The organism is Flagellimonas oceani (genome assembly GCF_011068285.1).
GTDB classification, from domain to species: domain Bacteria; phylum Bacteroidota; class Bacteroidia; order Flavobacteriales; family Flavobacteriaceae; genus Flagellimonas; species Flagellimonas oceani.
This window is the reverse complement of sequence record NZ_CP049616.1, coordinates 4,044,001-4,056,559: the sequence shown is the minus strand read 5'-3', so window position 1 is coordinate 4,056,559 and position 12,559 is coordinate 4,044,001. Positions and strand designations below refer to the sequence as shown.

Below are 12,559 nucleotides of genomic sequence, written 5' to 3'. Positions count from 1 at the left end.
CATTTTATTAACCTAATTGCGGATTTATAATGGCATTTTTGCCATATTTCTGAAAGAATGGGGGAGAACATTTACATTTTTATGGTTATTGCCTTAGGTGTTTTGGCAATTACCGATTTGGTAGTCGGTGTCAGCAACGATGCGGTGAACTTTTTGAACTCCGCTTTGGGGTCCAAGGCTATTTCTTTCAAGACCATTATGATCGTCGCCAGTATTGGAATCGCATTTGGGGCGATGTCCTCCAGTGGTATGATGGAGGTGGCTCGGAAGGGAATCTTTAATCCTTCGGAATTTGTGTTCGCCGAAATCATCATAATCTTTATGGCGGTGATGATTACGGACGTACTCCTTCTGGACTTTTTCAACACCTTGGGAATGCCTACATCCACAACGGTATCCATTGTTTTTGAACTATTGGGAGCGGCCGTGGCCATAGCTTTGGTAAAGGTAACCAGCGAAGGAGGTGGAATCGACGCCTTGGGCGGATACATCAACACAGGAAAGGCAACAGAGATTATATTTGGCATTTTGTTGTCCGTGGCAATTGCCTTCACCATTGGCGCATTGGTACAGTTTTTATCCCGATTGCTGATTTCTTTCAAATTTGAAAAGCAACCCAAATGGATCGGTTCCATTTTTGGGGGAATGGCCATAACTGCCATAATTTACTTTATTTTGGTAAAAGGTTTAAAAGGTGCTCAATTTTTGGAGGGTGCCGTTTTGGAATTTTCTGCAACCAAACCAGAGCTTTTCCTTTTTGCCAATTTTATATTTTGGGCCATCGTTTCTTGGGTGCTAACGGCCATATTCAAAAAGAATATTTACAGAATCATCATCGTTTTGGGCACCTTTGCTCTAGCCATGGCATTTGCCGGGAACGATTTGGTGAACTTTATCGGGGTTCCCATTGCGGCCCTCCAATCTTTTCAGGATTGGCAATCATCCGGGATTGCGGCAACCGAATACTCCATGGGCGGATTGGCCGAGGCCGTACAAACGCCCACTTATCTGCTGCTCATCTCCGGCTTGGTAATGATTATTACACTTTGGTTGTCCACCAAAGCACGTTACGTGACCGAAACAGAAATCAATCTTGCCCGTGAAGGAGATGGTGAGGAACGTTTTCAACCCAATTTTTTGTCCAGACAAATCGTAAAATTTTCCATCACGGCTTTTGACAGTATCTCGAATATAATACCGAAAAGCACAAAAGAAAGACTGGACCAAAGATTTACCAAGCCCAACAATTATATTCCGAAGGGAAAAACACAGGACCAACCTGCATTTGATATGGTAAGGGCATCGGTAAACCTTATGGTGGCCAGTGTGCTCATTTCCATTGCAACCTCCATGAAGCTTCCTTTGTCCACTACATATGTAACCTTTATGGTCGCCATGGGCAGCTCTTTGGCCGATAGGGCTTGGGGCTCCGAAAGCGCAGTTTACAGGGTCGCCGGTGTGCTTAACGTAATAGGTGGATGGTTTTTCACCGCCATCTGTGCATTTGTTTCCGCTGCCATAATCGCTTATCTGATCCACTTAGGTGGTTTTATAGCCCTAATCGTTCTTTTGTCGCTAGCAGCTTTGCTGATTGGAAGAAACTACTTGAGCCATACAAGAAAGAAAGAGGAAAGCAAGGCCGAGGACAGCTTAAGAAAAGCCGAAAGCAGTTCGATCCAAGGAGTGATAGAAGAAAGCGCGGCCAACATTGCCAATGTGATCAAGAGAAGTAATCGCATTTATTCAAATTCCATTCGGGGATTGTCCAAGCACGATCTCGACTTTTTGAAAAAGAACAAAAAGCAAAGTAAAAAATTATCCTCGGAAATAGATGGACTTAGAAATGATACGTTCTACTTCATCAAAAATTTAGAGGAAGCCCATATTGGTGCCAGTAACTTTTACATCAATATCATGGATTACCTTACGGATATGTCGCAGTCCCTGGAATATATTGGAAAGGTGAGTTACAACCATGTCAACAACAATCACAAAAAATTAAAATACAACCAAATCAAGGAACTCAAAGAAATCGACCAAAAATTGGAAGCTATCTTTGAAGTTACGGAAAAGGCCTTTCTTGATCGATCCTTTGAGCAAATAGGCGACATACTTGCCACCAAGGGAGAATTGAACGAACTTGTTTCACAAAAAATAAACAGACAGGTATCCCGCACCAGAACCGAGGAGTCCAGTCCAAAGAACACCACTTTATACTTCTCATTGCTATTGGAAAGTAGGGATTTGATAGCCGCAATGATGGATCTATTGGAACTCTATTATGCAGAACATGATAGCTCGGTCAGACCTGCGACCATCGAAAAAAAATAAAAACGGTATCTTTTCGTCCATATTAATTTCTATGGGATGAAAAGATATTGTTTTGCCCTACTGGTTTTTGGTCTGCTATCCGTTGCCTCCGGACTTTCACAATCAATTCCTGCGGAAGAGGTCTTAAAAAAGGCGATTGCCTTTCACGACCCGAACAATCATTGGGAAAGCTTGAAAGCTACGTTTAAAGTGGTAATGGAAACTCCAAACCGTCCAGAAAGAACCAGCGTTATCTCGGTAGATTTTCCAAAACAGGAATTTAATCTGAATGTATCCCAAGGAGATGACACGTATTCCTACCAAATTAAAAACTCATCCTGCGAAATCGCCCTAAACGGGAGCAAGGAATTTACCCAAAAAGAAGCCAAGGAGCTTAAACTGGACTGCGAACGCGGCCGTTTCATGAAAGATTACTACACCTACCTCTACGGCCTGCCCATGAAGCTGAACGACCCAGGAACCAACTTGGACCCAAAAACTGAAAAGAAAACATTCAAAGGCAAAGATTATATTGTTTTAAAGGTCACCTACGATGCCGAAATCGGAAAAGACACTTGGTACTTTTACTTTGACCCAACCACCTACGCCATGGAAGTTTATCAATTCTATCACGATGAAAGTAAAAATGATGGAGAATACATCATATTAAAAGGCCTGGAGAAAATCGAAGGGATAAAAATGCCCAAGACCAGAGCGTGGTACATGAACAAGGACGATAAATATTTGGGAACGGACACCTTGTATAAGGCTGCCGGATAGTCTATCTGTAAAAATTCATCTCATCCATATACTTCCAAACGGTATTTGGCAGCAAAGGACGGATGTTTTTACCTGCCTTGTGGGCCTTTCGTATAAAGGTGGAGGAAATTTCCATAATCGGTGCATCGACCCGGCTAATTTTTGGATGGCCCTTAAATTGATGCTCCACTTTGCCCTCTGAAACCCTAGGATAAACATAAATGGAATACTGTTCCAATATGGTTTCGTAGTTCTTCCACTTATGGAAACCCTTCAAGTTATCCTCCCCCATGATAAGCGAAAATTGATGGTCTTTGCCATAGTTGTCGTCCAAATGCGCCAGTGTATTCGTCGTATAGTTGGGCTGCGGTAGGTCGAACTCTATTTTGCTGGGCTTTAACTTGGGATAATCTTGAACTGCCTCGAAAACCATTTGATACCGATGGTTGTTGTCCAGAAGCGATTGCTTCACCTTGAACGGACTTTGTGGGGTGATTACGAACCAAACCTCATCCAAGTCCGAAAACTCCACCAAATGGTTGGCAATGGCCAAATGGCCAATGTGTATGGGGTTGAAGGTCCCAAAAAAGAGCCCTACCTTTTTCATGGTCTAGTTTTCTTTTGGAGGTATCTCGACACCGAGAAAATCGGCCACCAATTTATGGGCTTCGTCCAAGGCGACAGGTAAATCGTAGTTTTTGATGACCTTATCAAATTGAGGGGCGGTAGCAAGCTCCACAGAGGCCTTTGCTATCCGCATATTGATTTTGTCGTCACTTTCGGTGCTCCTCTTTTTAAGCCTGATTTTCAATTCGTCCACACTGGGCGGCTTTACAAATACGGCCAATGTTTTCTCGGGAAATTTCTTTTTGATTCGGAGCCCACCGGATACGTCTATATCAAAAATTACATTTTTTCCTTCTGCCCAAAGACGCTCCACTTCGCTTTTTAAGGTTCCGTAAAAATTGTCCCGGTATACCTCTTCCCATTCCAAAAAATCACCGTCCTTAATGTGCCTCTTAAATTGGGAAACGGACATAAAATAATAGTTGACCCCGTTCTTTTCCTTTCCTCTTCGCGGACGGGAAGTGGCCGAAATGGAAAAGGCCAAGTTGAGTTCGGGTTGATTCAACAAATGTTTCACAATGGTTGTTTTTCCACTGCCGGATGGTGCAGAGAAAATAATGAGTTTACCGCCTTCCGTCATAACACATTCAGCATTTGTTCTTTGATTTTTTCCAACTCGTCTTTCATTTGCACCACCAATTGTTGCATGGGTGCATAGTTTGCCTTGGATCCTATGGTGTTGATTTCCCTTCCGATTTCCTGAGAGATAAAGCCCAATTTTTTACCGTTGGAATCGTCGGAGTTCAAGGTCGATTCAAAATATTTTAGGTGGTTGGCCAAACGGACCTTTTCTTCGGTAATGTCGTATTTTTCCAAATAATAGATGAGTTCTTGCTCAAACCTATTGGCATCCAGTTCTACTTTTAGGTCGGCAACCGCTTTTTCCAATCGCTCGCGCACAGTACCCAATCGTTCTGGGTCCATGGTATTCACCTTTTCCAATAACCCATTTAGTTTTTTGAGGCGCTCAACAAAATCTTCCTCCAAGACTTTTCCTTCTTCATTCCTAAACTCGACTATTTTGGACAGGGCTTCGTTCATAGCCTCGATTATGGACTTGTACTCCTCATCATCAATATCGTCCTTATCGGTTTTTAAGGTATCGGGCATACGCAGGGCCATCTCCAATAGTTTAATATCGTCTCCTTTGACAATATTGGCCAATTGGTCCATATAATTCTTGACAACGCCTTGATTGACTTCCGAAGTAGTCTCCTCGCCGGTAATTTCGACATAAAGATTAAAATCGACCTTTCCCCTTTCCAAAGCGCCTGCAATCATTTTACGCAGCTCCAGTTCCTTTTCGCGATAAATTTGCGGAAGCCTGGCATTGATGTCCAAACTTTTGCTATTGAGCGATTTGAGCTCTATGGTAATCTTTTTGGAAGGAAGCTGTACAATATGCTTCCCAAAGCCTGTCATGGATTGAATCATAGACGTATGATAAATTTTGCCAAAGGTAACCAAAATAGGTTACTGGCACTTTAAAGATTCTATCTGGCAAATGGTGAAAGGGAGTTAATTCAACTCCCTTACCCAAATATTCCTAAAGCTCACCCTACTGTTGTCCCCATGATCCTGAAGCCTAAGCGGCCCCTTTCCATGTGGTGGGTTTTTGGGCCAACCGATGTATGGGGTAGTTCCTTTGATCTCCACATGATCTTGAACCAGAACACCGTTATGGATCACGGTCAGGGTGCCGGACTTTACTTTTTGACCTTTTTCAAACTCGGGTGCATGATAAATAATGTCGTAGGTATTCCATTCCCCAGTGGGCACAGAGGCCATTGCCAAGGGTGTATGCTGTTTGTATATGGAGGCGACTTGGCCGTTTACATAGGTGTCGTTGTCATTGTTATCCAACACTTGAACTTCGTAGAGTCCGTTCAGAAAGATTCCGCTATTTCCCCTATTTTGGCCATCTCGTTGCACTTCGGCAGGTGATTTCCATTCAATGTGCAACTGAATGCTCCCAAAATTCTGCTTGGTCTGGATGTCTCCAGTTCTATCCTTCACGGTCATGCTACCGTCCTTGTTCAAAGTCCATTTGGCGGCAGTACTGTCCGCGGTACTTATCCATTTCTCCAACGAGGTACCATCGAACAATACAATGGCATCGCTTGGAGGCGCCCCGTTCTCACCGGGTGTTACTTTTGGCGGAACAGGTTTATATAATTCGGTCGCTTCGGGTTTTGTGGGCTCTACTTCCTGAGCATTGATGAAGAAACCTGTCATCATGGCAACTATTCCCAAAGTATATCTCAATCTTTTCATCCTATAGTTCTTTAATCATGATATTTCTGAAGGCTACCTTATTGCCATGGTCCTGCAATCCGATTTTCCCCGTTTTAAAGGCGGCAAAATCTTCCCAGTCGGCAAATTTGGAATTGGCGATCAATTTGTCCCACTCTGGACCTTCTAACGGAAACTCCACAATTTTGGTCCCGTTCAAAATTACATGACCTTGGTTGGTCTTGTGATTGATCATCAATTCCACGGAGTTCCATTGGCCCGCTGGTTTCACCACTTTTTCAGATGGTGGAACAATGTCGTACAAGGATCCCGCCAAACGATCTTCGCCATTTTTTGCATCAGGATGTCTCTCGTCATCCAAAACTTGAATTTCCGGACCGGTAACGTAGGGTTGGCCATATTCCTCCCCTTCCTTTACGCCCCAAAAGAATCCACTGTTTCCTCCTTCGGCGATCTTCCAATCCAGGGTCAGTACAAAATCGGTAAACTCTTCATCGGTAACCAAGTTGTAGTTGGCTCCTTCGGGTCTTTCTTCCATTGGGTAAAACACCATGGCCCCATCTTCCAGTTTCCAAGGTTCGGTTACCTCTCCCCCATTGTACATGTGCCAACCGTCAAAACTTGTCCCGTCGAACAGGGTGGTCCATTCAGGTTCTTTTTCTTCAACTACCTCCGTCATTTCTTCTTGAACTTCTTCTTTGTTTTCCTTTGGTTTGTCCTTGCAGGCAAATACTGCTGTAAGAGCTATAAACAACAATGGTTTTTTCATAATCCTAATATGTTTTTAAGTTTTTGTTCATCAATGTCCGCTCCTGCGAAATCATCAAATGTTTTTGTGGTTGCTTCTATAATATGGTCTTGGATGAATTTCGCACCTTCGCGGGCTCCCTGCTCCGGGCTTTTTATACAGCATTCCCATTCCATCACGGCCCATACATCACATCCGTATTGGGTCAATTTGGAGAAGATGGTCTTGAAGTCTATCTGTCCATCGCCCAAAGAACGGTACCTACCTGCTCTATCCCCCCAATCGTTGTAACCGCCAAAGGCTCCTTTTTTTCCTGTTGGATTAAACTCGGAATCCTTCACGTGGAACGATTTTATAAACTCATGATAGTGGTCGATATAGGCTATATAATCCAGTTGTTGGAGCACGAAGTGACTTGGGTCGTACAAAATATTCACCCTTTTATGATTCCCTGTGGCTTCCAAAAAGCGTTCGAAAGTATCGCCGTCGTGAAGGTCCTCCCCGGGATGGATCTCATAACAAACATCTACGCCCTGCTCATCAAAATGATTAAGGATGGGCATCCATCTATTGGCCAATTCCTCAAACCCCATCTCTACCAATCCGGCAGGTCTTTGGGGCCACGGGTGCGCCGTATGCCAAAGTAGGGAACCCGAAAATGTTGCGTGCACGTCCAGTCCCAATCTTCGGCTTGCCGTAGCAGCTTTTTTAACGGTCTCTATGGCCCATTTGGTGCGCTCTTTTGGTTTTCCGTGCAACGCTTCTGGAGCAAAATTGTCGAACATAATGTCATAGGCAGGATGCACCGCTACCAATTGCCCTTGCAAGTGCGTGGAGAGCTCGGTAATCTCCAAACCATAAGAATTTACTTTTCCTTTTAGCTCATCACAGTAATCTTGGCTTTCGGCCGCTTTGTCCAAATCTATCAGGAAGGATTCCCAAGTTGGTATCTGGATCCCTTTGTATCCAAGATCTGAAGCCCATTTGCACATACCATCCAAAGTATTGAACGGAGGTTGACTGTCCACAAACTGCGCCAGAAATACGGCCGGTCCTTTAATTGTCTTCATTTAGTTAAAATTTAAGGAATTAGTAAATCCCAAGTAAATTGGGATTTATCTTTTATATTTAAGAAAAAAACTATGCTATTTTTAGGTCTCATGTAGAAAAACATAAATATAGGGATTAGCTAACAATTAAAACAACATTAAAGTGATTGAAAACAAAGTTTATGATGCCATTGTTGTAGGAACGGGCATAAGTGGCGGTTGGGCCGCCAAGGAATTATGCGAAAACGGACTCAACGTATTGGTGTTGGAACGAGGTCCCATGGTAAAGCATATCGAAGATTATAAGACCATGAACGATGATTCGTGGGATTATAGCTTAAAAGGGGAGCTTTCCCGTGAGGACAAAGAAAAATATCATAAACAACTTAGGGTCGGATGGGCACCCAAAGAAGACGTGAAACACTTTTTTGTGAACGATTTGGAACACCCTTACCAAGAGACCAAACGTTTTGATTGGATCAGGGGCTACCAAGTGGGGGGAAGATCCTTGACCTGGGGTCGGCAGAGCTACAGATGGAGCGATATTGATTTTGAGGCAAACGAGAAGGAAGGCATTGCCGTGGATTGGCCGGTACGCTATAAAGATATTGCCCCATGGTACGACAAGGTTGAATCCTACATAGGCGTTAGCGGCCAGGCTTTGGGACTCAAACAACTGCCCGATGGGATTTTTCAGCCCCCCATGGAACTCAACTGTGTTGAAAAGGAACTCCAGGAGTCGCTGAGCAAAAAGTTTGATGATGGCCGATTGCTCACTATTGGGCGCGCCGCCCATATTACAGAAAACACCACCGATTTTATGGGTCGAGGACCTTGCCAATACCGTAGCCGTTGTTGGAGAGGATGCCCTTTTGGCGGTTATTTCAGCAGCAACTCATCAACATTGCCCGCTGCGGAAAGAACCGGAAACTTGACCTTGAGACCAAATTCGATTGTACACGAAGTGGTCTATGATCAAAATCGGAACCAGGCGACCGGCGTAAAAATCATAGATGCGGAAACGCATGAAAAATTGGAATTCAATAGTAAGATTGTCTTTCTTTGTGCCTCTTCCATGGCATCGGTGGGTATTCTGCTACAATCTAAATCCAACAGGTTTCCCAATGGAATGGGGAACGAGCATGACCAGCTTGGTCGAAACATCATGGACCATCACTACCAACTCGGTGCATCTGCCAAGGTCGATGGACATTTGGATAAATACTACAAGGGTAGAAGACCCAACGGAGTTTATATTCCGAGGTTTGTTAATTTGGACGAGAAAACCAAACGCTCCGATTTCATTCGAGGTTTTGGGTATCAAGGTGGCGCCAACAGGGGCGATTGGTCAGAAATGGTAGCGGAAATGGGATATGGGAAGGCACTTAAGGAGGCTATATTACAACCTGGCGGCTGGGAAATTGGATTAAGCGGCTTTGGAGAAATGCTACCTTACCATGACAATCGCGTAACGTTGAGCAAAGAGAAAAAAGATCAATGGGGACTGCCCCAACTGGATTTTGATGTTGAATTCAAGGAGAACGAATATAAGATGCGGGAGGCCATAAAAGAAGAGGGCGTGGCAATGTTGAAAGCGGCAGGCTTTAAGAACATTTCCACGTACGACAGGGAAACCGGTCCCGGTCTGGGCATTCACGAAATGGGAGGCGCCCGTATGGGCCGCGACCCAAAAACCTCCGTACTCAACAAACATAACCAACTACATGCAGTTCCCAATGTATACGTTACCGATGGTGCCTTTATGACCTCAGCCAGTTGCGTAAACCCATCTTTAACGTATATGGCATTTACGGCAAGGGCTGCCAACCATGCTGCGGAACAGTTCAAACAAAATAAATTTGCTTAAAAACCCTACTTATGGAAAATGCTTCTGCCCGAAATCTTTGGGGCGACTTTTTGGATGCCCATTTGGAGTTTGCTTCTGAAGATGCGCCCAAGGTCATTCATTTTTGTGATAATGAAAAAGATGCCAATTTGTGTGCCGATTTAGTCTGTAAAGAGACCAAAAGGGCCACCACACATTCCCTAAAAGGAATACAGCTCCGCAATGAAGCTCTGCCCAAAATCGGTGATTTTTATGTGGTAACGGATTGGAACGGGGATGCCAAATGCATTATTCGGACCACTGCTGTAAAGTTGCTGCCCTATTTTAGCATTAGGGAAGAGCATGCCCGCTTGGAGGGTGAAGGCGATAAAAGCCTGGATTATTGGAAAAAAGTCCACTGGGATTATTACACGCGGGAACTGTCCAAATTAAGGACCAGACCCACTGAGAGTATGATCGTGGTGTTCGAGCAGTTCGAGATGCTCTATAAAAAATAATGGCTGCCCATGGGCAGCCATCATCTATATTTCTTTGAATGGACCTTAATCCATATCTACCCAAATATTTCCTTGTTTGTGGGATGCCACTGTGTTCTCTATAAAATTTAGACCACGTACACCGTCCATCATGGTTGGGAATTCACCATCGTTGTATTCTTCCCCGCGGATGGCTCTTGCAACACCTAAGTAGATGTTGGCCATAGAGTCAAAAATACCTTCTGGGTGTCCCGGGGGCAACTTGGTTCCATCTAAAGACAGTTTGGAATTGTATTCGTGACCTGGTTTGTATACCTGCAATGGCTCCGGGTCGTTCAATTTGTAGAGGTAATTAGGGTTTTCCTGTTCCCATTTTAAACCACCTTTTTGGCCGTAAATGGCTATGGTCAGATTGTTTTCTTCTCCCGTAGCAACTTGACTGGCCCTAATGACTCCTTTTACGTTCTTGTCCATACGTATAAGGGCGGTACCATCCATATCCATGACATTGTCATCATACATATAATTGAAATCGCATAGCAAGGATTGCACCTGGAGACCAGTGGTGTATTCTATCATGTTAAAGGCGTGTACACCGATATCTCCCATACAGGAACTGATTCCCGCTTTTTTGGGGTCGAGCCTCCATACGGTTCCTCTCTTTTCCTTATCGTGGATAATGGGGTTCATCCAACCTTGATAATATTGTGCATCAACTTTGTGTACTTTTCCAATGACACCGTCCTTTATCATCTCGCGCATTTGGCGCACCATGGGATAACCTGTGTACGTGTGTGTCACGGCAAATACTTTTTTGACCTCTTTAAGGGTTTCTTGAAGAATTTTGGCTTCTTCATAAGTAGTCGTCATCGGTTTTTCACAAATGACATGGAAACCGTTGTCCAACAACTTTTTCGCCATGGGAAAGTGCAAGAAGTTGGGCGTAAGAATGGAACATACTTGAATACGTTCATCTTCCGGCAATTTCATTTCTTCTTCTATCAACGTATCAAAATCTTTATAGATACGATTGGTAGGAATATCTATTTCCTTGGCAAAGGCGATACTGTCCTCATGGTCTGGGTTGAATACCGCACCGACTATCTCATAATTATCGTTAATAAATGCTGCTACCCTGTGCAGCACACCTATGAGGGAATCGCCTCCCCCCCCAAGGATTCCAAGTCTGATCTTTTTAGGCATTTTCTATTGTTTTATTTTCTTTAATTATACTACTTCTTCTTCGGTATGCCCTTGTGGCACCCTTCTTTCTTCCAATTTCTTTCGGAACAGGAACAAAATGGAAAACAGAATCAACACGGCCAGCGGGAAGAACATCATTTTTCCCAAGGTAGCCTTTCCTGCTGCCAGTTCCGCTACCTCATCGGCCAATCCGGTTGAAATCGCCGTTTCTTTTGCAGTGTCCAGCCATCCACCGATCACAGGTTGCCAAATGGCCGTGGAGAACATTCCTGCTCCACCTACCAAGGACATTCCCAATGCTCCCGTTTTTGGGAGATATTCGGAAGTAAACCCGATCATGGTAGGCCAAAAATAACAAACTCCCAACGCAAAAAGAACGGCTGCCAGATAAATCATGGAACCTTCGGCAACGCTCATGCTATACACTGCTGCCGTAGTGATCAAGGCAGACATGACCAACACTCCTATGGGGTTCAGCCTATGTACGATTGGCCCTGCAAAGTATCGTCCTATGGCCATAATACCGGTCACCATGGCCAACACCAACATGGGGCTCGCGCCAGAATTGCCCAAAATACGTTCTACCCATTGCTGGGGTCCAAATTCGGATATCGCAGTAAGGGTCATACACAACATGATAAAAATGAACAACGGGTCTGCCAGACCTTTGATGTTCTTGGTGGTATCCGTTTCGATATGCTCGCTTTCCGGAAACTGTTGCTTAAAGAACATATATCCATAGATAAGCGTAGGTATCAACATTACCGCAATCTGTAATTGCCAACCCATTCCAAAGTCGGTCATGAACTTGGAGATAAGTGAGCCGATCACAATTCCTCCAGGGAACCATACGTGGAACCTGTTCAGCATTGCCGTCCTGTTCTTGGTGAACATATCGGCGATCATTGGATTACAGGCCGCTTCCACCGAACCATTGGCAAAGCCAATAAAGAAGGTGGATATAATCAGTGTCCAAAAACCTCCTGCCATTATAGTTAGGATCAACCCAAGCATATGGCAGACAAATGCCGTTACCATAAGTTTACGTGCTCCGATTTTATTGTAGAGCAATCCGCCAAAGATCATGGCAATGGGGAATCCAAAAAAGCCCATACTGTTTATCCAACCCAATTGTTGATTGGAAAGCATGAACTCCTCCCCTAATTGGGTCAATATACCAGCCCTAATGGCAAAGGTCATGGATGTGACCACCAGCGATATACAGGCTGCTAGAAATAGCTGATTCTTGTTTACGTTTTTCATTTTTGTTTCAGTTAATTTTGGTTGT

General features: G+C 44.1%; 12 protein-coding genes. 4 read left to right on the top strand and 8 right to left on the bottom strand.

Translation table 11 applies throughout. The annotated features are described in order from the left end of the window. Positions 1-57 precede the first annotated feature (57 nt). Together GVT53_RS18355 and GVT53_RS18350 are read left to right on the top strand one after the other, a co-directional pair. Positions 58-2,331 (top strand): inorganic phosphate transporter, encoded by a 2,274-nt coding sequence (locus GVT53_RS18355; protein WP_166249933.1) that lies wholly within the window; start codon positions 58-60, stop codon positions 2,329-2,331. 36 nt (positions 2,332-2,367) lie between these two features. Further along, a complete protein-coding gene (locus tag GVT53_RS18350; protein WP_166249932.1) occupies positions 2,368-3,090 on the top strand; it encodes a DUF6503 family protein in 723 nt (240 codons plus the stop codon). 1 nt (position 3,091) lies between these two features. Here GVT53_RS18350 and nadD read toward each other — a convergent pair whose 3' ends face one another. The 6 genes from nadD to GVT53_RS18320 form a co-directional block, all read right to left on the bottom strand. Then, positions 3,092-3,676: a nicotinate (nicotinamide) nucleotide adenylyltransferase gene (nadD, locus tag GVT53_RS18345; RefSeq protein WP_166249931.1), complete on the bottom strand. Its 585-nt coding sequence runs from the start codon at positions 3,674-3,676 to the stop codon at positions 3,092-3,094. Between the two features lie 3 nt (positions 3,677-3,679). Further along, positions 3,680-4,276, bottom strand: coding sequence for a guanylate kinase (gene gmk, locus GVT53_RS18340; protein WP_166249930.1), 597 nt, complete (start codon positions 4,274-4,276; stop codon positions 3,680-3,682). Next, the gene (locus GVT53_RS18335) at positions 4,273-5,130 is read right to left on the bottom strand and encodes a YicC/YloC family endoribonuclease (RefSeq protein ID WP_166249929.1); all 858 of its coding nucleotides are present in this window, start codon (positions 5,128-5,130) and stop codon (positions 4,273-4,275) included. The genes gmk and GVT53_RS18335 overlap by 4 nt, the downstream gene beginning before the upstream one ends. 84 nt (positions 5,131-5,214) lie before the next feature. Further along, positions 5,215-5,934, bottom strand: a complete 720-nt coding sequence (locus GVT53_RS18330; RefSeq protein WP_417941845.1) for a 3-keto-disaccharide hydrolase — start codon at positions 5,932-5,934, stop codon at positions 5,215-5,217. 37 nt (positions 5,935-5,971) lie between these two features. Further along, positions 5,972-6,718, bottom strand: coding sequence for a 3-keto-disaccharide hydrolase (locus GVT53_RS18325; protein WP_166249927.1), 747 nt, complete (start codon positions 6,716-6,718; stop codon positions 5,972-5,974). Beyond that, positions 6,715-7,767, bottom strand: a complete 1,053-nt coding sequence (locus GVT53_RS18320) for a sugar phosphate isomerase/epimerase family protein (RefSeq protein ID WP_166249926.1) — start codon at positions 7,765-7,767, stop codon at positions 6,715-6,717. The genes GVT53_RS18325 and GVT53_RS18320 overlap by 4 nt, the downstream gene beginning before the upstream one ends. A gap of 142 nt (positions 7,768-7,909) precedes the next feature. On the opposite strand from GVT53_RS18320, the gene GVT53_RS18315 reads away from it, so the two are divergent. Both GVT53_RS18315 and GVT53_RS18310 read left to right on the top strand, forming a co-directional pair. Then, entirely contained in the window at positions 7,910-9,613 is a 1,704-nt protein-coding gene (locus GVT53_RS18315) for a GMC oxidoreductase (RefSeq protein ID WP_166249925.1), read from the top strand. An 11-nt stretch (positions 9,614-9,624) separates the two neighbouring features. Next, complete coding sequence (locus GVT53_RS18310; RefSeq protein ID WP_166249924.1) at positions 9,625-10,089, top strand: ASCH domain-containing protein; 465 nt, start codon at positions 9,625-9,627, stop codon at positions 10,087-10,089. 45 nt (positions 10,090-10,134) lie between these two features. Here GVT53_RS18310 and GVT53_RS18305 read toward each other — a convergent pair whose 3' ends face one another. Together GVT53_RS18305 and GVT53_RS18300 are read right to left on the bottom strand one after the other, a co-directional pair. Beyond that, positions 10,135-11,271 (bottom strand): Gfo/Idh/MocA family protein, encoded by a 1,137-nt coding sequence (locus GVT53_RS18305; RefSeq protein ID WP_166249923.1) that lies wholly within the window; start codon positions 11,269-11,271, stop codon positions 10,135-10,137. A 24-nt stretch (positions 11,272-11,295) separates the two neighbouring features. Further along, the gene (locus GVT53_RS18300; protein ID WP_166249922.1) at positions 11,296-12,534 is read right to left on the bottom strand and encodes an MFS transporter; all 1,239 of its coding nucleotides are present in this window, start codon (positions 12,532-12,534) and stop codon (positions 11,296-11,298) included. Between the last annotated feature and the right edge of the window lie 25 nt (positions 12,535-12,559).